We start from the raw sequence: 19650 nt of genomic DNA, 5'->3' as shown, positions 1-19650 counted from the left end.
TATAGTATAGTATCTTACATAAATTTCAGTATTGAAATAAAATTATAGTTAAATTATAATTTTAAAAACATAAAAGGATAAAATATGCAAAAGGTATTATTATTAAACGGCGCAAAAGACTTTGGACACTCTAAAGGAAGACTAAACACAAGCTTACATGAGTTTGCACTTAAAACTCTGCAAGATCTTGGTTTACAAACTCAACAAACACACATAGATCAAGGCTATAACACAAACGATGAAGTAGAAAAAATTCTAAATGCTGATGTTTTGATTTGGCAAATGCCTGGTTGGTGGATGGGAGAACCTTGGATAGTGAAAAAATACATTGATGATGTTTTTACAGCTGGACATGGAGTGTTTTATAAAAACGATGGTAGAAGTCATAATGAACCTACTAAGAATTATGGTACAGGCGGGCTTTTAAAAAATAAAAAATACATGCTTTCGCTAACTTGGAATGCTCCAATACAAGCCTTTGATGATAAAAATGAATTTTTTAATGGAGCCGGAGTTGATGGAGTGTATTTACACTTTCACAAAGCACATGAGTTCTTAGGTATGAGTGCCTTACCTACTTTCATAGCAAACGATGTAATCAAAAATCCTCAAGTACAAGAGTATTTCACAAACTACAAAGCGCACTTAGAAAAAATTTTTAAAGCTTAGAAATTTGGGATTTGATGCTAGAAATCATTGATTTTTTAGCCTCAAATTCACTTTTTAAATTCAAAATAATCTGTCTTTTAGCTTCAATAAAATCAACAAAGCTTTGCATATAATTTTTGTAAATTTTTAAAACTACGGGCTTATTTAAAAGTAAATCTTCAAATTCATAGACATTAAGCTCGGTTAATACTCTTTGATGTACTTCACTTGCTTTTGGATGATACAAGCTAAACTCGGTGCTATCAAGCTCGTAAAATTCTTTACTCGCATTCATTTTAGTGCTAAAAAATCCCAAAGTAAGTTTAGTAGCACTTTCATAATTTGCCAAAGCTTTTAGATTAAGCTTTTCTAAAAATAAATCAAGTTCAAGTTGGCTTTTAAATAATAATTGCTTAAAATCTTTTAAAAAAAACTCCTCACTAGCACTAGCAAAGCTTCTAAAACTAGCAAATTCTTTTTCACTTTCTAAGGCATTTTCTTTTTGTAAATTTGAAAATTGAGCTTTAAAAAGTAAAATTTGATCTTCTAAATGAGTAAAAAATAAGGAAAAATCATCTTTGATTTGACTAAATTCTAAAGTGATTTCATTTTTTAATCTTTTAAATTCTTTATTCATTGCTTCAGAGTTATAAAACATAGCCAAAAACGCGTCATCACTTGAAAGATATGGTGCTTTATAAGCAACTTTTTCATAAAGATTTTTCTTAAATAAGCCCTTAGCTTCTTTATAATAACTACTATCTTTTTCTTTAATAAATTTTAAGATTTCTTGAGCGATTTTTTCTCCAACAAGTTTTAATTTATCCAAACAATTATGATTTAAAATTTTGATTTTTTGTTCTAGCTTGCTTGCTTTGAAAGTTTGCAAAATAGCATTAAATTTAAGCTCTAATCGCTCTAGCGCATTTTGAAACAAATCATATTGATTTGACAAAAGTTCGCATAAACCACTAAGTTTTTCTTTAATAAAATCTTTTTTAATGTGCTCATAATCAAGTTCTTTTAAATACTCATAAAGCAAAGGCAAATTTGACTTTTGCAAATCAAATTTTGCTTCTTTGCATGAAATTGCGATGATTTTTTCAAAATACTTATCAAAAACTAAATGTGCATAATTTAAAACATTTTCTAGCTCATCTTGGCTTAGCTTATCTTTTTGATTAAGCACGCAAATCCCACCACGCTCTAAAAGCTTGACATTTGCTTTTATAGCATCTTCTTCACTTTTTTTACCTGCATTATCAATCAAACTAAGCCAAATAGCACTATGCATAAAAGAAAGCTCTTTAAAAGTAGTTAGCGTATCGGTGGTGTTTGCATTTAAACCTGGGGTATCTATAAGTGTGATATCTTTTAAAAGCTCAATAGGTGCAAAAAGGTGCAAACTTTTAGTTTCTTTTAGCTCATTTCTTTGATCGCTAAATTTAGAAAGCTCATCTATATCTACAATCTCATCACTACCATCTTCATATTCAACTCTTAAAAAATACTCCTTAGCATAGCGTAAAAAAGTGGGCTTAAAAGTTACTGGCACCACACCTGTTGGCAGGCATTCTTTTTGTAAAATCAAATTTAAAAGCGTGGATTTACCGCTGGAAAATTGCCCTATAATGGCCACATTAATGGCTCTTTTATAGCTAGCTATAATCATTTCAAGATCTTTTAAAAAGACATCATTTAAATGCAAACTTGGCTCTAAAAATGCATTTTTAATTGCTAAAATCTTTCCTTCAAAACTATCATCAAAACTTTTACAATAAGCATTTTCATAAGCTTTTAAAAAATCATTAATCAAATCATTTTGCATTTAAAAGCTCCGTTTTTAAAGTCTTTAAACCTTGTAATTTTGTATTGTTTTTTTCTAAAAGCTCTTTGGAGTTTTGTTCATTTTGCTCTATTTGTAAAATCAAGTCTTTTAAGTCTTTGATTTGTTCTTCTTGTTCTTTTTCGTATAAATTTAAACTAAGCTCTAAATTAGTAAAAAATTCTTGATTATTTTTTAAATCTAGGGCGATTTTTTCTATATTAAATGTTTGTAATTTTTCTAAAATTTGATTTTCTAAAGAACTTTCTAGTTTATAAATATCTTGAGTAGATTCTAAATTTTTTAAAAGCTCTGCTTTTAATGTCATAAAAAGATCATTAGTTAAAATACTTTCTATTTTTGCTTCAACCTTGCTTTTAAAATCATCACAATTTTGCTCTAAAATAGCTTTTAAAAAATCATATTTCACACTTAGTGTGGTCTTAAACTCATTAATCTTATACTCACTTTGCTGTTTTAACTCTCTTAAAAGATCAAAAATTCCATCTTTTAAAGTCGTATCAATGATAGTGTTTAATCTTTGAGTGTTGTTTTTGATTTTATTATTTTGATTATATTTTAGCTCATCTATAAGTTTTTCTTTTAATTTCTTAGCTAGCAAATGCAAAAGCGTTAAAATTTCTTGAGTATTTTCATCTTTTGTGCTAAAAATAGCACTTAGCTCTGCTTTTACTTGCATTAATTTTTCTTTTTTTGCTTTAAAATCATTGATAATAGTTTGATTTTGCTTATCAAACTCAAAGCTTTCATAATTTAGCATTTTATTAGAAAATTTAATTTTTTCTTCTATTTTTTCTAAATGCAATAACAATTCTTTTTTATAAGCACTTAGAGCAATTTTGTTTTTATCATATAAGCTTTTAGCTATAAGTTCTTCTAGTGTTAAAATATTGCTTTGTTCTAAATTTCCACCTTTTTTTTGATAAAAATCATTAGCTAGTTTTGAAGAAATACACACAAAATCTACATTATCTAATAATTCTTGGCTAAACTGCTTTTGTGCTAAATTTTCTTTGAGCTTATTTTTAGTATAGTTAATTACTTCTTGCAAGTCTTTTTGACTAAGCAAGTCAGCCTTAGTAAGCACAATCAAAAACTTACTTACCCTTGAAGTTAGCAAACATTCTATAATAAAATCACAATCTTTTTGACTAAGACTTTGAGAAGCATTCATAAGGTGGATTAAAAAGTCAGCCTTGCTTATATACGCTTTTGTTAAAAGCTCTCTTTGGATGATCACATCATCAAGTCCTGGAGTATCAACTATACAAACATTATCTTTTAAAAAATCAAGCGATGAAAAAAGCTCTATTTTTTTAATAAGTGCTGAGATTTTGTTTTTTGCACTAGTGTAATTTTTTAATTCTTCAATTTTTATTTCTATATTTTTATTTTCTTTTTCGATATATTCATTTAGATTAAAATTTTGTTCTAATTGTTTTATAAGTTCTTGCATATCTTGATTATCTTTGGAGCTTTTTAAAATATCTTGCCATTCTTCTTCACTCCAAAAATATATCTTAGCTTTTTGCTCTTTGCCGTATTTTAAAACACTTAAATTTGCAGTTTCAGGTACATTAGATACACCTAAAAAATCCTTTTTTAAAAGTGCATTTAACATACTTGATTTACCTGCATTTACTACACCTGTTACCGCGATAGAAAAATCAATATTGCTAAATTTAACCAAAGCTTCTTGTAAGAGCTTTTGAACTTTTTCATCTTCGCAAAGCTCTTGTAAGCTTTGGTTAATGAGATCTAATGTTTGATGTGAGTTTTTAACTTCTTGCTTGTAATCTTTTTGGATAACTTTTCGTTTAGATACAAAAGCATATATTAAAGTATTATCAGTGATTTTTTGAAGTTTTTCTAAGGCTTTTAAAAGCTCATTTTTATCTAAAATTCCTAAATTTAAAGCGTTAATAAAACAAACCTGTGCATACTGAATACCATAAAGATCTAAGCGTAAATTTAAACTTTTCATTAAACTTTTAAATTCATTTAAAGCGCTAAATCTTTCATAATTATCAAGATTAGTACTTAAAAGAATTGCTGCTTTTTGAGCGTCAATTAAACTTTCATCAAAAAGTGTATTTGTGTCAAGATAAACGCTATGATTTTGCCAAATTTGTTTTAGTAAGGTTTTAAGAGCCCCCTTTTCTTGGGGGCTAGGATTATTTGTTTCTTTGAGCGACAAGCTGTCTTCTCATATAAGCGATTTTGCTTTGTAAAGGTAGTTCTTTTGGACAATTATCTTCACATGCAAGCAAAGACATACATCCAAACACACCATCATCATCACCCACTAATTCATAAAAATCTTCTATGGTTCTGTGATCATGTGGATCTTGTAAATATCTAGCTGTTCTTAAAAGCCCAGTAGCTGCGATAAAGTCAGGTCTCATTAGCTTAGTCGCACAAGAAGCAACACAAATTCCACACTCTATACAACGATCAAGTTCAAAAGTCTCATCAGCAACTTCTGGCTCAATACGTTCTTCAAGTTTAGAAATATCTGTTTCTTTTTCATTATGCACCCAGCTTTCAACGCGTTTGCACATACCATCAAACCACTCACCTGTATTAACACTTAAGTCTTTTATGTGTCTAAATGCAGGTAAAGGCATAAGTTCTATAACACCATCTGGATAGTCTTTTGTCAATGTTTTACAAGCAAGTTTTGGCTTACCGTTAATCATCATAGCACAGCTTCCGCAAATCCCTGCTCTACATACAAAGTCAAAACTCAAATCCGCATCCATTTTTTCTCTGATTTGAGTTAAGCACACAAAAATCGTCATAAATGGAGTTTCTTCAAGCTCATAAGTAACAAAATGAGGCTTAGAAATTTTACTTAATGGATTATATTTAAATGCTCTTATTGTTAATTTTCTACTCATAATCAACTCCTATTCTTTGATTTGGTGCTTTAAATTTAGCTTGTAATTCATAAGGCATTAAAGCATGTTGAATTTCATATCTACCTTTGCCTTCTGCTTCCATTTTTTCGCGGATCGCATCAACTTCAGCTTGACGTTTTTCGCTTAATGGATTTTCAATGATATTTCCTTTAGCACCATAACCTCTAAATGCAGGTGGGATTTCCATTTTCATAATGTCAAGATCTTCATACTCAACTCTAGGCATACTTTCACCTTCTACCCAGTAAGTATTTGTTCTTTTCATCCAATTTAAGTCATCTCTTTTTGGATAATCTTCTCTATAATGAGCCCCACGGCTTTCTGTTCTTAAAAGCGCACCATAGGCAACACATAAAGCAATTTTTAGCATTCTTGGAACTCTATAAGCTTCCTCAAGCTCTGGATTTGCACATTTTAATTCTTTATCATGTACTTTTAAATCAAGTGATTTTTGATACAATTCTTCAAGCTCTTTAACCGCTTCTTCAAGACCTTGGCCTGTTCTAAAGATAGCTACTTTTTCCCACATAATGTCTTTCATTCTGTTTTTGATTTCAAATACATCATGTTTTCCTTCTTTGCTAACAAGAGATTTTAAGTAATCATACTCTTTAGAAAGGAAAGATTTAACGATATTTGTATCAATATCATTACCATTTTCTTTACAATATTGTGCAAAATAATCCCCTACGATCATACCTGCAACAACAGTTTCTGAACATGAATTTCCACCCAAGCGGTTAAATCCGTGCATATCCCAGCAAGCTGCTTCACCGCATGCAAAAAGACCATTTAACCATTGACTTTCGCCGGTTGGTTTAGTTCTAATACCACCCATTGAGTAATGTTGCATAGGTAAAACTGGTGCCCAGCCTTTTGGACCCTCATCAGCAGGATCAATACCATTAAATGTCTTACAAATATCTTGAACATCACGAAGATTTTTTTCAACATGAGCACGACCAAGGATAGAAATATCAAGCCATAAATGATCTCCATAAGGGCTTTTTACACCTTTTCCTTTTCTAATATGCTCCATCATTCTACGACTTACAACGTCCCTACTTGCAAGTTCTTTTTTCTCAGGCTCATAATCAGGCATAAAGCGGTAACCGTCAACATCTCTTAAGATACCACCATCACCTCTACAACCTTCAGTTAGTAAGATACCACTTGGTACGATTGGAGTTGGGTGAAATTGCACTGCTTCCATATTTGAAAGTCTGCAAAGTCCAGTTTCAAGTGCAATAGCAGCTCCTGTACCTTCACAAATAACAGCATTTGTAGTTTGTTTATAAATTCTACCATAACCACCTGTTGCAATCATAGTTCCTCTAGCAACATAAGCAATTAATTCTCCATTAGTTAAATCTCTAGCAATAGCCCCTAGACATTTTTTACCATCATGGATGATTCTTACTGCTTCCATTCTATCGATGATTTTAACTTGATGTTTAATCGCTTCATTTGCCACACCATATAGCATACAGTGTCCTGTTGCATCAGCAATATAACATGTTCTCCATTTTTTAGTACCACCAAAGTCTCTTGCATTTATAAGACCATGCGCTTCTTCTTTTTCTTCAATGGTCGTTTTTTGAGCATTGATAACTACAGTTCTAGGTCCTTTTGTAACCCTAGTCCAAGGCACACCCCAAGCAGCAAGCTCACGCACAGCTTTTGGAGCAGTTTGTGCAAACATTCTTGCAACTTCTTGATCACAGCCCCAGTCAGACCCTTTTACTGTATCAGCAAAATGCACATCTTCATTATCTCCCTCGCCTTTAACGCTATTTCCTAAACTAGCTTGCATACCACCTTGTACAGCAGCTGAGTGAGATCTTTTAACCGGACAAATACTTAATAAAGTTACACTTTGACCACTTTTTGCAACTTCAATAGCAGCTCTTAAACCTGCAAGACCACCACCGATAACTAAAGCATCACTATATTGTATGTTCATATTTAGCTCCATCATAAGTTTTTACTATTTGTGCTACAGAGTTGTTTTGGTAATTATTAAAGCCTATTTTTGCAAAAGCAGCTAAGCTTAATACACCTAAAACTAAGAAGAAAATACTAATAAACCATTTTGCTTTTTTAAGTTTTTTACGACTTTCTTTTGCATCTTTACCTTCAAACCAACCCCATTTTACACATAATCTATATAAACCAATACTACCATGCAACTCAACACAGATTAATAAGGCAATGTAAAATAACCACATAAAATGGCTCACTACTCTATCGCCTGACATATCAGCACTGATTTTATCTGCATTAGTAATGATAAAAATTAAGTGTGCAGAACCCAAGAAAAACATTACAAAACCAGTTGCAGCTTGAACCCACCATAAAGAAGAATCGCCATGATTCATATATTTTAAGTGTGTTCTACAAAGTTGGTATTGTCTGAAATTAATAGGGAATTTTCTCATTGCAAGACCCGCATGCACAAAGAAAATAACCAAAACACAGGCAGCTAAGAAAGAAGTGATGTAGCTCATCATAGGGCTATTAATGATAAATTTTAGTTCTAAAAAGTGAACCACTGAATCAAAAAAATCATCACTAACCAAAATGGTAGAAACGAAAAACATATGTGCCCACATAAACAAGCCTAAAATCAAGCCTGTTGCACTTTGAATATAGTCAAGTTTTGCTGGCATTTTACTTTTTTTGCCATCAATACTCTTGCCTAAAAAACCTTCAATGAGTTGGCTCATATTTACTCCTTTTAAAAGTTGATAAGTTTTAATATCGGAGCAATTATAGAACTTTTATTCTTAAAATAAATAAAAATTTATAAATTTTTTTTAATATTTCTTAAATAAAAAGATAGAAATAGTCCTAATAAAAACATTAATAAGCTTAATATCTGACCCATACTCATACCAAAAGCAACAAAGCCTATACCAAAATCAGGCTCTCTAAAAAACTCGCATACAAAGCGCGCTAGGGCATATAAAATAGTATAGTAAGCAATCAATTCTCCGTTGTATTTTTTATATTTTTTTATTAGTAATAAAATAGCAAAAACTACAAAACCTTCTAAAAATGCTTCATAAAGTTGTGAAGGATGACGCAATATCCCATCTACATAAATACCCCAAGGTACTTCCGTAGCTCTACCAAATAACTCTTGATTTAAAAAATTTCCAATACGACCAAAAATATATCCACATGGCACACTAATAGCAACCAAATCTAAATATTTCCATAAATTCTGCTTATTTTTTTTACAAAAAGCATAAGTTGCTATTAAAAATCCAACAACAGCTCCATGATAACTCATACCCCTAATCCCTACAAATTCTCCATTATAAAAGGGATTAAAAATTTGCCAAGGATGTGTAAGATACCATAAAGTATGCGCATCATAAATTAAAATATAGCCTATTCTTGCACCTAAAATCACCCCTATTTCTACCCATATAAAATAGCTATCAAGCATAGCTTTAGAAATTCCCATATTGTCTTTAATCGCATAGTATTTTGCAACCATTAAAGCAACAAGCAAGGCTAGCACATACATAATGCCATACCAATGCACTTTTAAACCAAAAATTTCAAAAGCCACTACATCAAAATTTGCATAAATATTTTGCCAAAATTCCATAAAAAGCCCTTATTATAAAACATATAATATAGCAAAAAATTGTTATAATTATAAAAATCAAAAGGAGGAAAAATGAAAAAAATATTATTATTTTTTAGCATAATTTTATTTTTAAGTGCTTGCGCTGGTAATCAAAAAACTTATTATATTTCTATGCCAAATTTTAAAAGCACTTTTGAAGAACATAACCACACAAATGCTAATAGCCCTAAAGTCAAAATCAATGATGTAGAAATTATAAAAAGCACTTTTTATAGTTCATATTTTGAGCAATCTACTCTAAATCAAAGAATTAATAAAAGCTTAGAATTACTCAAAAAACAACTTTTAGAAGATAGCAAAGCATTGCTTCAAAGTAAAGGATATGCTATAGATAATGAAAATCCTGATTATGCTTTTAATATAGTTATTAATGCTAATTTATATGAAGATAAGGTTACAAGAAATTCAAGTCTTGGAGGTGATAGCGTAGAGTCTTCTTTTATGATTATTTTAGAAGCTCAAAGTCATTTAAATAATTTACATCAAGAAGATACTTTTCAAAGCACAACAAGCTCAGCAAAATTAAACGATCCTATTATTTTAAATTATCCTATAAAAGGTCAAGCAAGCATAGAAAGCTTTAGAGAGGTATACAGTGCTGTTCCTACTCAGCTTAATGAAAGTCTTGCAGCAAGTGCTTTAGAAATTGATAAAGTTTTTGTTGCTTTTTATAAAGAAATCACATCTAGTTTAAAAACTAGTGTAAAAGAAATCAAAGAAGAGTTAAAAACACAAGAAAATTCAGAAGTTCAAGATGTAAAACAAGATGATAAAAAAGAAGAAAAAGCTACTCCTTATCAAAATAATGAAGTAATCATCTTTGAATAGCTTGTGCATAAAACACTTTGATCTTAAATTTAAGATTAATGTGTTTTTCTTCAGATTTAAACTCTACAGGAGTGCTAATTTCTATTAAATTTTTATATCTTTGCAAATCATTTAAAAAAGAATAAAAAGATTGAGGATTTTTCATCTTTACATTAGCTCCAAATTGATACTTTAGATACTCTTGCTCTTTTTTAATAGGAATGAGATTAATTTTAACATCATCAAAGTAATTTTTCATGAATTCTAATAATTCTTTTTGTGAAAATTCTGCATTGATTTGAGCTAAATTTTGCGCATTCACCTTTTGAAACTCATCAATAACCTTTTCTAAAGCTTGTAACTCATTTATTGCTTTAGTATTTTGAATTTGCTGGGTTGCTAATCTTGAATGTTCGATTTTATAATCTTTCAAAAAAGGCACGATTAAAAATAAAATCAAAATCGCGCAAAGTGCAACAAATGAAAAAGAGTAAATCAAGATTTTTAATACATCAGCTTCTTCTAAGCTCTTATCGTTTTTGCTCATACATTTCCTCTGGTATAGTGATATTTACACTTACAAAGCGATACCACCCGTTTTCTAATTGATAATAACTTGTTTGAGAATTGGAAAAAATACTTCTTAATGGAGCCTCTAATAGCAATGCAAACATCTCTTTAGTAGGTGTAATGCCTCTTAAAATAAGCGATCTATCTTCCATTAAAACCTCATCTAAAGATATGTTTTTAGGCACTAGAGTAAAAAGATTTTGAATACTTTTTAATAAAACTTTATTTTTACCATTTTCTTGCTCTTGCTCTAAATCTCCCAAAATCAACTCTGCTTTATCATTTTGTCTTACTAATTCTTGATATTTAAGCTTATTAGCATTAATTTGTGCGATAATTTGAGCTAATTCTTCTTTTTTATTATCAAGTTGCACAGACGCATAATAGCTTTTAAAAACCACCACAATAAATACTACAAAAATCAAAGCAACACTAATACTAGTAAAATAAATCCAAATTCTAGTAAAAAGATTAAAAACAGGTTTTATCTTAGGTTTGATTAGACTATATCTCATAATTTTAAGTCCTTCACCATAAGTTCATTCATCAAATTTAAAGTATCTACAAGTTCTACTTTAGGTTTTATAAAAAGCTCATTTTCTAAATAATCAAGCGAGGTCGAACTAAAACTTTCCTCATCAAAAATCACAATTTCTTCCAAAAAGCTATTATCATACAAAGGATTTTGATAAAATTCTTTTACACTTGAAATGATATATTCTATCATTTTCATATCTGAGCTAAAATTTTCTAAAGATTCCATAGGAAGCTCTTCTTTTTCTTCATCTAATTCCTCAAGTTTGTCAAGCTCTTGACTCATTTCTTCTAAACTTTTTAAGTCATAATTTTGCTCATTTTCTTCTTCTTGATTTTCATCATCAATTTGTAAATCAAATTCTTCTTTAATATCATCAAAAAAATCATCTTCATCATAATTTTGACTAGCTATATTAAAATAACTTCCAAATAATATAGCTTCATTTTTACAAATTAACATCGCAACAAAATCATGGTATCTATATACATAAAGGCCAATTTTTTCTTCAAAACCTCTATTTGTCATACAATGATAAAGCAAAGAAAAAGGCGAATAAAGTAAATCCAAACCGCCAAAAGCCTCATAATCTTGTTCATATGAGCTTAAAGAATGATTAGATGCATACAATAAGCCATTGTTAAAAGAAATGCACTTAACACTACTTGCATCGACACCAAAATTGGAAAGATCTTTAAAATTTGAGCTTGGCACAACGCCTTGGGCAATAGGAGTAAAAAAAGTACATATATAATAAATTTGAAAATCTTTAGTTAAATTTTTTACATATTCTATGGCTTTTTCTTTATCTTCAAAGCTTTTTTCAAAAGTATCAACAGCTTGGGATTTTTTCCAAGTATGACATCTTATAATGTATTGTTTTTCATCATAGCAAATACAAACTAAAAGTTGTAAAATATACTTTCTAAAAAAAGATAACATAGTGTTTATCCTTTGTCTATTTGACTTATCATATCAAATTTTTCTTTTATCAATACTTTAGCTTCTTCTAAATTTAAATTTTGTATTTTGATTTCTTCACTTAATCTATAGGTAATCTTAGAAAAAGGTTTAGGTAAGATCATTTTATCCCAACTTTTAAATTCCCAAAAAGAGCTTGCTTCGTAATTTAGCAAAAAAAGTGGAGCATTTTTTTTCAAAGCTATCATCACAGAACCATCTGAAACACTATGATAAGGCCCTCTTGGTCCATCTGGAGTGATAATCACATCATCGCCTTGATCTAAAATTTTAAAAGATTGTTTTAATAAAGCCAAAGCACCTTTACTTGTGCTACCTCTTAAAGTATCTAAACCAAAAAAGGCAATATTTCTAGCAATGATTTCTCCATCTTTATGGTGTGAAATCATCACATAAGCCTTTTTTCCTTTAATACCCATTTTACGATAGGCAAAAGGCATTAGAGCAAGACGCCCATGCCAAAAAAGTATCACACATGATCTTTTTGGAAGCTTTTGCCCTAAATAAACCTTTCTACAAGTTAAAAAAATCAGCCATTGTAATAAAAAAATTCCAAAAGCTAAAAGATTAATCTTAAAGGATTTCGCCATTTAACACCATACGCCTAGGATTGGTGATTTTTACTTTTTTCATTTGTCCTAATAACTCTTCACTACCTTTAACTTGAATCAAAAAGTTATTATCACTTCTACCTGCTACAAAACCTTCACTTCTTAATTCTTCAAATAAAACTTCAAATTCTTTATCTTTTTGCTTTGCAACAATTTCATCTAAAATTTCTGTATGTCTTGCTTGTAAAATACTCAAGCGTTTTGAAGCTATATCATCAGGAATTTGATTTGGCATAGTTGCAGCTTTAGTTAATGGTCTTTTAGAGTATTTAAAAGAAAACATTTGCTCGAAACGCACTTTTTCAAGTACATCCATAGTATCTTCAAAGTCTTTATCGCTCTCACCTGGAAAAGCTACAATCACATCAGTAGAAATACTCACATCTTTACACATAGAACGCAATTTCAAGGCTCTATCTAAATACCACTCTTTAGTATAACCGCGTTTCATAGCTTTTAAAATTTCACTTGAACCACTTTGTAAAGGCATATGCATAGACTTACACACTTTAGAATTTTTAGAAAAAACCTCTAAAAATCTATCATCCATATGCAATGGATGTGGGCTTGTAAAGCGGATACGTTCCAAACCTTCAATTTCACTTAACTTTTCTAAAAGATCTGAAAAATTAATCTTTTCATGTGCATTCGAAAATCTTTTGCCATAATTATTAACATTTTGTCCTAATAAAAAAATCTCTTTAGCACCTTTAGAAACAGCTTTTAATGCTTCATTTTTAATAATCTCAAAAGGTATAGAAATCTCATCTCCTCTTGTGTGAGGCACTATACAATAAGTACAATGTTTATCACAACCTATGGAGATATTAATATAAGTTTTATAAAGACTATTTCTAAAATCTGCAAAAGCATAATTACTCTCATCAAAATCTATATCATTGCCTAAAAATTTTGGAGTATTTACAGCCTTTGTGATTTTAGAAACATTTCTAGCACCCAAAACAAAATCCACATTTGGAGCGCGCTTAAAAATCTCATCTCCCAAATGCGAAGCAGTGCAACCACAAACTCCTATTTTAGCGCCATTTTTTTTGATTTTTTCAAAACTACCAACTTCTGAAAAAAGCTTATGCACAGGCTTTTCACGCACTGAGCAAGTATTGATTAAAATCAAATCTGCTTCTTTTGCATCTTGAGTTAATTCATAATTTTCTTTTTCTTTAAGCTCGGCTATCATATGCTCTGAATCACGCACATTCATAGCACAACCTAAAGTTTGTATAAAAAGTTTTTTACTCAAAGAATGTGTACCTCATACATAAAATCTGTATCATCTAAACCATATTTGATCGTTCTATGATAAACACATTTTCCTTTTTTTTCAAAATGCTCTACTAAAGCGATTAATTGCTTATGCGCATTGTCTTTATCAAAATAGAAAAATTTTTGACCTTCTTTATCTACAGCCTTTTCAATACTTTCTAAACTTATACTTTTTGGCTTTTCATCAACAGAGGTTCTTGCTATTTTTAAATCCATATCATCATCCTCAAGTTTTTTTTAATCTGAAATTATAGCAAATTTTACTTTTAATTAAACTTATTAAAGATATAATTTTATTCTTCAAACTTTTAAAATCCAAAATTAAGGTTGTATTGTCATTATGGAAAAAATCACAGATATAATTGAATCCATTGCTAATGAGAAAAATTTACAAATAGAAGATGTAAGAGAAAGAGTTAAAAAAGCACTTATTAATACTGCTAAGAAAATTTATGGCGATAAGTATGAATTTTTTGTTGATTCAGGTAAAAATTTACAACTTTATCAAAAAATCATCGTAGTAGCTGATAATGATGAAAGATTAGAAAATGAAAATGAGCATTTTATCGCTTTAAGTAAAGCAAGGGCTGAAGCTAAAGATGTAGAAATTGGCGATGAGCTAACTTATGAATGTTCTTTAGAAAATTTAGGTCGTACTGCTGTAAATATCTTACATAAAGAATTAGAATATAATATTCAAAAACTCTTAGAAGAAAAAATCTATGAAAAATACCAAAAAATGGTAGGACATATGGTTTTTGGTAGCGTGGTAAGAGTAGATAGTGAAGAAAATACTTATGTAGAAATTGATGAGTTTCGTGCATATTTACCTAGAAAAAATCGTATCAAAGGTGAAAAATTTAAAGTAGGCGATGTGATTAAAGCTGTTATTAGACATGTATATATTGATAAATCGGGTATGAGAATGGAGCTTAGTAGAACTAGCCCAAAATTTTTAGAAGCTTTATTAAAAGCTGAAGTTCCTGAAATCAAAGATGGTCTTATAAATATTTATGCAAGCGCAAGAATTCCGGGCGAGAGAGCAAAAATCATCTTACAAGCTAATAGCCCAAGTGTTGATGCAGTAGGAGCAACTGTGGGTATAAAAGGAGTTAGAATCAATGCTGTAAGCAAAGAATTAAAAAATGAAAATATTGACTGCATTGAGTATTCTAATGAAATGGCAATTTTAATCACAAGAAGCTTAGCTCCAGCCATTATAAACTCAGTTGGTATTGAAGATAAAAAAGCTATTGTAACGCTAAATAGTGAGCAAAAAAGCAAAGCCATAGGAAAAAGTGGTATTAATATACGCTTAGCTAGTATGCTTCTTGGATATGAGATAGAGCTTAATGAAGTAAATAATGAAGATAAAACTAATAACCAAGAAGAAGCGTTTAAAAATCTTAAGGCTTTATTTGGAGAAAATTAAAGTTGCTTACCGACAGTTTGTTCGGTAAGCTTTCTTTCTAAAACTAAATCTACTATAGGTTGTTCTCTTTTATTTGCCTTTTGGCAGTGATTTTTATCAAAAAAATCTGTAATTTTAATAACTATTTTAGCCCATCTTTTATCGCGTTCTCTCCAAGCATGAGATGATAAAGACTCCCAAGCATAACCATTAAACAAAGTAGCATTGACAAAATGATCAAGTGCTCTCACACCTTGTCTAACCCTAGCAGGATTACCAAAAGTACCCACTATAACAATAAAAAGATAACTAATTACCGCTAAAGGAACGATAGCACAAAGTAGTATGGTTCCTGCTAATTTTTCTTTCATTCTTGCCTTTTTATAAATCTTATATTCATACCATTTGCCGATCTTATAGTAAGTCTTCCTACTATATCAGGCACGAAATTTTCTTCTAATTCTAACTTATAAGTCCTTAAAATATTAGCTAAAATCAAAACAGCCTCTTGCATAGCAAAGCCCTGCCCTATACACACACGCTCTCCCATACCAAAAGGCATATAAGTGTCTTTTTTAATCTTGCTTTTATCTTCATGGCGACTTGGATCAAACTTATGTGGATTTTCCCAAAAACTATCATGTCTATGGATAAGCCATGGAGCTACTACTACACCTGAGCCTTTTTTGATGAGCTTATCTCTCATTTTGTTATCATTTCTTGCTTCTCTAGCAAAAAAGCCAACTGGCGGATAAAGTCTTAAACTTTCTTTAAACACATTTGTAAGATATTTCATCGCTCTAATATGCTCTATTTTAAACTCCTCATCACCTGCAACTTGCATGATTTCTTCATAAGCTTTTTGTTGTTCTTTTGGAGAAATACTTAAAATATATAGTGTCCAAGTTAGCGAGCTTGCAGTAGTTTCATGGCCTGCTAAGAAAAGCATGGCAACTTGGTCTAAAATTTCATTAAAAGAAAATCTCTCATTAGTATCTGCATCGACTACCATAAGCAATGATGATAAAATATCTTCATATTTTCCTTGATCATTTAGGGCATTATCATATCTTGGCTTTATAATATCTGATAAAACCTTGCGTATAACTCCACCCGCTTTAAGTCTTTTTCTCTCACCTAAAAGATTTGAAAGCCAAGTTGGAAAACGAAACATTCTTCGCATAGCTGTTTTAACTGTTTCTTCTTGCACAGTTACAAAAGCATCTAAAACAATTTTGCCTTTTTGCTCATCAAGTTTTGATGACATGATAGTTCTAAAAATCACATCTGCGGTCACAAAAGTCATAGCTTCATCTACTTCTATAATCGCTTTATCTTCATACTTTGCAAATCTTGCCATCATATCAGAAGCTGCTTCACTCATCAAATCAAAAACTTTAGAAATCCTTGTCATTTCAAAAGAAGGTCTTAAAAGTTCTCTTTGTTTTTCCCATACTCTATCATTAGTTGTAAAAATACTTATACCCAAAAGTGGCTCTAAAAGCTCATGTAAAAGTTGGCTTTTTGGATACTCTCTAACCTCATCTACCATAATGCGTCTAACTTCTTTTGGATCATTTACTACATATAGATCAAATCCGGGCATTTTTACTCTACCCATCATCATTTTATAGCTTCGCTCATAAAGTCCATCAAGCCACGATCTTCTTTTTAGTAAAAAAGTAGTTAATGTAGAAGCTTTATTTTTATAAGGCTTTGGATGAAAAGGACACTGACCCATGTTTTTCTCCTATTTGATTTTTTCTTCTAATTTATTTTTGCCTATGACAAATTCAAAAAAGTTATACACCCCTTGAATTTGTGTGGCAAATAAATATAAAAAATGTGCTTTATATTTGTCTTTTTTGATTTTTTTATAATCTTTATTTTTATATAAGGTATGAAATTTAGCCGAAAGATATTTTGGACTAAATTGTGCTTTTACTCCGCTTGTGCGTACAAAATCAACCTGTGCAAAACAAGCCCCATCAATAATAGAAGTAAAATCATACCATATTAAATTTTTGCTTCCTAAATATTCTAAGTCTTTTCTAAACCCAAAAGATCTTTTTTGATAGCTTACCAAAGGTATACACTCACCTAAAGTTAAAACCTTTAAATTTTCAAAAGATATATTTTCATCTTCACATTTTCTAAGCACTTTTGCTAAAACATTTATACAAAGCACCGTTCCTACGCTATGTGCGCTTAAGATAAGTTCGTAATTTTTGTCATTTGCATTTTCTTTTAGTTTTTCAAAGATAACCCTAGCAAAATCATCCATTCTTAATTCAAGTTCACCTTGAGAATTTTTCTCCCAGTTTGCACAAAAAGAACAAATTCTAGCTATCCAAAAAACAGCTAATTTCTTGCCTAGTTTATAAAGCATTTTTGGTAAAAACACTAAAGATAAAATAAAAACCAAAATTCCCAAAACAATATGAAAATTTTGCAAATATAACAAACTTCCAAAAGCACAAAATAAAGTAAAAATCAAACTCAAAAGCACATAAAAAAATGGGTAATAACCTGTGATGAGTTGGTGCGGGGATTCTTTACCAAATTTTAAAAAAAGCCCTGTGATGGTATAAATTCTAAAAAAACTATAGCAATCACTCAAAGCATCTTTTATACCCTCTGACCAGTTTTTTTTGACTATATCATTCCAACTTAAAAAGGTGTAAGAAATACTTGTATGTGGGGTTTGAATTTGCCAAGAAGGATAAGCATTAATCTGAGCTTTTGATAAAGTATAATCATAATTTAAAAGTGTATTTTGCTCGGCTAAATTTTTTTTAAACATAGCATAATAATGCCTATATCCTCTAGGATCATAACCAGCTATATAAAAAACATCTCTTTTTTGACACAATTTATCCATTAAAATCCCAAATAAACTCAAAATGAATTTAAAAATATAGCTAAAGTTGTTATCTTTGTCAAATGCTTATTTAAAGGCTAAATGAGGGGTTTTTACTCTGAAATTATTCATTAAAAAATATTTTATAAAATAAATAAAAATTTATAAAATCAAGAAAGAACTTATGAATATAATCTTACTAGGTGGCAGTAATAGTGTAGTTAAAAATGGTCTTAGAATAGGTCTTGAAAATAAAGACATTACACTACATAATTATGCTTTAGGGCTTAGCACTTCTTTACAAAATCTTTATGAGTTAATACGCCATGAAACAACTATAATCAACAGTGATTTTCTCATCAGCGAATCAAATATCAATGATTATTTAAGCCCTATGAGTTTAAATATTATACTTAGAAATATTGACTATTTTTACGAAGAACTTTACAAAACAAACAAAATTACCATAGTGCTTATACTCCCCATACCAGCTTGTAATGATAAATCAAAAGCTATCAATGAAGCTCATAGGAAAAATTGTGCTTATTATGGTTTTAATCTAATCGATGTAGACTTTTACTACCAAAAAAATAATCTTTATGATTTTGATCAAAACTATAAATTCCACCCTATGCCACTAGCTATGCAAGAGCTTGGTAAAAACATTATTAAAAATTTACATAACTTTAAAAAATCTAAAGAAAATATCACTTGCTCAAAAAGAAAATATCATATCTTTACACCTTCAAATTTAACTAAAATAGAACATAAAAACTCATTTTTTTGTGAAAAAACTTCAAAGATTAAAGCTAATGAAAAAATCATTTTCCCAAAAGAGTTAAAAAACTATCAAATCTTAGGCATACATACTTGGAATCACACTAGCTCATCAATCCATGCTATATCATCTATAAGCATTGAAAACTCATCTTTTAAATTAGTAAAAAATTTTGGACTTATCAATACTTTTCAAGATATACAAAATGAAAAAGCAATTTGTGATGAGCAAACCTTTTTGTATGTTAATACACAAATTATCAAGCAAAGCGAGGAAAGTTCTGGCTTAAGCATAGCAAATGAAAAAACGCTAAGGCTTGATTATGTGGACTTAATAGGAATTTTACTTTTAGAAAATGATAATGATAAAAAAATTGAATGTAAAATTCAACTTACAAATACCCATGATTCTTTAATACCACCTATAGCATTTTATAAAGAATTAGCGCTAGAGTACCATGAACTAAAAAAACTTGACATGCAAACATTTTTACAAAGTCAAAATCATAATCTTTTGCGTTTTTTAAATCACAAAGGCTTAAAAAATGAATATGAAATATTCATCCACCAAAATAATAAACTTTATGGAGCTAGTTTAAGGATAAAAGATAGATTAAGCTATAAACTTGGGGAAGCTATCATGAAAAATAGCAAAAGTTATTTGGATTGCTTTAAAATACCTTTTGAATTAAGAAAAGTCAAAAAAGAGCATTTTAAAAATCAAAAAGATCAAAAAAA

General features: G+C 29.9%; 19 protein-coding genes. 4 read left to right on the top strand and 15 right to left on the bottom strand.

The genetic code is table 11. The annotated features are described in order from the left end of the window. The first annotated feature begins 84 nt into the window (after window positions 1–84). Entirely contained in the window at window positions 85–669 is a 585-nt protein-coding gene (locus tag CAMP5121_RS02930) for an NAD(P)H-dependent oxidoreductase (RefSeq protein ID WP_337214748.1), read from the top strand. On the opposite strand, the gene CAMP5121_RS02925 is transcribed toward CAMP5121_RS02930, so the two are convergent. The 6 genes from CAMP5121_RS02925 to lgt all read right to left on the bottom strand — a co-directional run bounded on the left by CAMP5121_RS02925 (window position 659) and on the right by lgt (window position 9034). After that, the gene (locus tag CAMP5121_RS02925; protein WP_337214747.1) at window positions 659–2476 is read right to left on the bottom strand and encodes a dynamin family protein; all 1818 of its coding nucleotides are present in this window, start codon (window positions 2474–2476) and stop codon (window positions 659–661) included. The two genes, CAMP5121_RS02930 and CAMP5121_RS02925, sit on opposite strands and share 11 nt — an antisense overlap. Beyond that, the gene (locus CAMP5121_RS02920; protein ID WP_337214746.1) at window positions 2466–4691 is read right to left on the bottom strand and encodes a dynamin family protein; all 2226 of its coding nucleotides are present in this window, start codon (window positions 4689–4691) and stop codon (window positions 2466–2468) included. Before CAMP5121_RS02920 ends, CAMP5121_RS02925 begins: the two co-directional genes overlap by 11 nt. Continuing rightward, window positions 4669–5394: a fumarate reductase iron-sulfur subunit gene (locus CAMP5121_RS02915; RefSeq protein ID WP_012661078.1), complete on the bottom strand. Its 726-nt coding sequence runs from the start codon at window positions 5392–5394 to the stop codon at window positions 4669–4671. The genes CAMP5121_RS02920 and CAMP5121_RS02915 overlap by 23 nt, the downstream gene beginning before the upstream one ends. After that, complete coding sequence (locus CAMP5121_RS02910; RefSeq protein ID WP_066007209.1) at window positions 5387–7378, bottom strand: fumarate reductase flavoprotein subunit; 1992 nt, start codon at window positions 7376–7378, stop codon at window positions 5387–5389. The genes CAMP5121_RS02915 and CAMP5121_RS02910 overlap by 8 nt, the downstream gene beginning before the upstream one ends. Further along, on the bottom strand, window positions 7362–8141 hold the full coding sequence (locus CAMP5121_RS02905; protein ID WP_039617578.1) for a fumarate reductase cytochrome b subunit: 780 nt from the start codon (window positions 8139–8141) through the stop codon (window positions 7362–7364). The genes CAMP5121_RS02910 and CAMP5121_RS02905 overlap by 17 nt, the downstream gene beginning before the upstream one ends. A gap of 77 nt (window positions 8142–8218) precedes the next feature. After that, window positions 8219–9034 carry a prolipoprotein diacylglyceryl transferase gene (gene lgt, locus CAMP5121_RS02900; RefSeq protein WP_263668983.1) on the bottom strand — a complete coding sequence of 272 codons (816 nt, stop codon included), beginning with the start codon at window positions 9032–9034 and terminating at the stop codon, window positions 8219–8221. 72 nt (window positions 9035–9106) lie between these two features. On the opposite strand from lgt, the gene CAMP5121_RS02895 reads away from it, so the two are divergent. After that, window positions 9107–9904, top strand: a complete 798-nt coding sequence (locus tag CAMP5121_RS02895; RefSeq protein ID WP_337214745.1) for a membrane lipoprotein lipid attachment site-containing protein — start codon at window positions 9107–9109, stop codon at window positions 9902–9904. Here the strand turns inward: CAMP5121_RS02895 and CAMP5121_RS02890 are convergent. Genes CAMP5121_RS02890 through CAMP5121_RS02865 form a run of 6 tightly spaced genes read right to left on the bottom strand, consistent with a single transcriptional unit; the run spans window position 9891 to window position 14080 of the window. Further along, on the bottom strand, window positions 9891–10430 hold the full coding sequence (locus CAMP5121_RS02890) for a hypothetical protein (RefSeq protein WP_337205740.1): 540 nt from the start codon (window positions 10428–10430) through the stop codon (window positions 9891–9893). The two genes, CAMP5121_RS02895 and CAMP5121_RS02890, sit on opposite strands and share 14 nt — an antisense overlap. Next, window positions 10414–10968: a hypothetical protein gene (locus CAMP5121_RS02885; RefSeq protein WP_039627963.1), complete on the bottom strand. Its 555-nt coding sequence runs from the start codon at window positions 10966–10968 to the stop codon at window positions 10414–10416. The genes CAMP5121_RS02890 and CAMP5121_RS02885 overlap by 17 nt, the downstream gene beginning before the upstream one ends. Next, window positions 10965–11930, bottom strand: a complete 966-nt coding sequence (locus CAMP5121_RS02880; protein ID WP_337214744.1) for a hypothetical protein — start codon at window positions 11928–11930, stop codon at window positions 10965–10967. The genes CAMP5121_RS02885 and CAMP5121_RS02880 overlap by 4 nt, the downstream gene beginning before the upstream one ends. 5 nt (window positions 11931–11935) lie before the next feature. Next, window positions 11936–12559 (bottom strand): lysophospholipid acyltransferase family protein, encoded by a 624-nt coding sequence (locus CAMP5121_RS02875; RefSeq protein WP_039617569.1) that lies wholly within the window; start codon window positions 12557–12559, stop codon window positions 11936–11938. After that, a complete protein-coding gene (miaB, locus tag CAMP5121_RS02870) occupies window positions 12543–13841 on the bottom strand; it encodes a tRNA (N6-isopentenyl adenosine(37)-C2)-methylthiotransferase MiaB (RefSeq protein WP_337214743.1) in 1299 nt (432 codons plus the stop codon). The genes CAMP5121_RS02875 and miaB overlap by 17 nt, the downstream gene beginning before the upstream one ends. Next, window positions 13838–14080, bottom strand: a complete 243-nt coding sequence (locus CAMP5121_RS02865) for an HP0268 family nuclease (RefSeq protein WP_039617566.1) — start codon at window positions 14078–14080, stop codon at window positions 13838–13840. Before CAMP5121_RS02865 ends, miaB begins: the two co-directional genes overlap by 4 nt. A gap of 124 nt (window positions 14081–14204) precedes the next feature. On the opposite strand from CAMP5121_RS02865, the gene nusA reads away from it, so the two are divergent. Then, entirely contained in the window at window positions 14205–15296 is a 1092-nt protein-coding gene (nusA, locus tag CAMP5121_RS02860; RefSeq protein WP_087700337.1) for a transcription termination factor NusA, read from the top strand. Here the strand turns inward: nusA and CAMP5121_RS02855 are convergent. The 3 genes from CAMP5121_RS02855 to CAMP5121_RS02845 are packed head-to-tail and all read right to left on the bottom strand — an operon-like array spanning window position 15293 to window position 18156. After that, on the bottom strand, window positions 15293–15646 hold the full coding sequence (locus tag CAMP5121_RS02855; protein WP_039627957.1) for a membrane protein: 354 nt from the start codon (window positions 15644–15646) through the stop codon (window positions 15293–15295). The two genes, nusA and CAMP5121_RS02855, sit on opposite strands and share 4 nt — an antisense overlap. Beyond that, complete coding sequence (locus tag CAMP5121_RS02850) at window positions 15643–17016, bottom strand: cytochrome P450 (RefSeq protein WP_337214742.1); 1374 nt, start codon at window positions 17014–17016, stop codon at window positions 15643–15645. Before CAMP5121_RS02850 ends, CAMP5121_RS02855 begins: the two co-directional genes overlap by 4 nt. A 9-nt stretch (window positions 17017–17025) precedes the next feature. Continuing rightward, a complete protein-coding gene (locus tag CAMP5121_RS02845; RefSeq protein ID WP_337214741.1) occupies window positions 17026–18156 on the bottom strand; it encodes a DUF829 domain-containing protein in 1131 nt (376 codons plus the stop codon). A 163-nt stretch (window positions 18157–18319) separates the two neighbouring features. Between CAMP5121_RS02845 and CAMP5121_RS02840 the strand changes: the two genes are divergently transcribed. Then, window positions 18320–19650: SGNH/GDSL hydrolase family protein (locus tag CAMP5121_RS02840; RefSeq protein ID WP_337214740.1), on the top strand; the 1331-nt coding region annotated here is incomplete at its 3' end.

The sequence above is a fragment of the Campylobacter sp. 2352 PW genome (assembly GCF_024723575.1).
Classification (GTDB): Bacteria; Campylobacterota; Campylobacteria; order Campylobacterales; family Campylobacteraceae; genus Campylobacter_D.
Note: the sequence above shows the minus strand (reverse complement) of the source record. Positions and strands in the feature narration are given on the sequence as shown.

Excerpts from the sequence above, each read along its gene's own strand:
- CAMP5121_RS02845 (WP_337214741.1), bottom strand. The coding sequence starts at position 18,156 with ATGGATAAATTGTGTCAAAAAAGAGATGTTTTTTATATAGCTGGTTAT.
- CAMP5121_RS02895 (WP_337214745.1), top strand. The coding sequence starts at position 9,107 with ATGAAAAAAATATTATTATTTTTTAGCATAATTTTATTTTTAAGTGCT.
- CAMP5121_RS02925 (WP_337214747.1), bottom strand. The coding sequence starts at position 2,476 with ATGCAAAATGATTTGATTAATGATTTTTTAAAAGCTTATGAAAATGCT.
- CAMP5121_RS02910 (WP_066007209.1), bottom strand. The coding sequence starts at position 7,378 with ATGAACATACAATATAGTGATGCTTTAGTTATCGGTGGTGGTCTTGCA.
- CAMP5121_RS02850 (WP_337214742.1), bottom strand. The coding sequence starts at position 17,016 with ATGGGTCAGTGTCCTTTTCATCCAAAGCCTTATAAAAATAAAGCTTCT.
- CAMP5121_RS02890 (WP_337205740.1), bottom strand. The coding sequence starts at position 10,430 with ATGAGCAAAAACGATAAGAGCTTAGAAGAAGCTGATGTATTAAAAATC.
- CAMP5121_RS02880 (WP_337214744.1), bottom strand. The coding sequence starts at position 11,930 with ATGTTATCTTTTTTTAGAAAGTATATTTTACAACTTTTAGTTTGTATT.
- CAMP5121_RS02915 (WP_012661078.1), bottom strand. The coding sequence starts at position 5,394 with ATGAGTAGAAAATTAACAATAAGAGCATTTAAATATAATCCATTAAGT.
- CAMP5121_RS02930 (WP_337214748.1), top strand. The coding sequence starts at position 85 with ATGCAAAAGGTATTATTATTAAACGGCGCAAAAGACTTTGGACACTCT.
- CAMP5121_RS02865 (WP_039617566.1), bottom strand. The coding sequence starts at position 14,080 with ATGGATTTAAAAATAGCAAGAACCTCTGTTGATGAAAAGCCAAAAAGT.
- nusA (WP_087700337.1), top strand. The coding sequence starts at position 14,205 with ATGGAAAAAATCACAGATATAATTGAATCCATTGCTAATGAGAAAAAT.
- CAMP5121_RS02905 (WP_039617578.1), bottom strand. The coding sequence starts at position 8,141 with ATGAGCCAACTCATTGAAGGTTTTTTAGGCAAGAGTATTGATGGCAAA.
- CAMP5121_RS02875 (WP_039617569.1), bottom strand. The coding sequence starts at position 12,559 with ATGGCGAAATCCTTTAAGATTAATCTTTTAGCTTTTGGAATTTTTTTA.
- CAMP5121_RS02885 (WP_039627963.1), bottom strand. The coding sequence starts at position 10,968 with ATGAGATATAGTCTAATCAAACCTAAGATAAAACCTGTTTTTAATCTT.
- lgt (WP_263668983.1), bottom strand. The coding sequence starts at position 9,034 with ATGGAATTTTGGCAAAATATTTATGCAAATTTTGATGTAGTGGCTTTT.
- CAMP5121_RS02855 (WP_039627957.1), bottom strand. The coding sequence starts at position 15,646 with ATGAAAGAAAAATTAGCAGGAACCATACTACTTTGTGCTATCGTTCCT.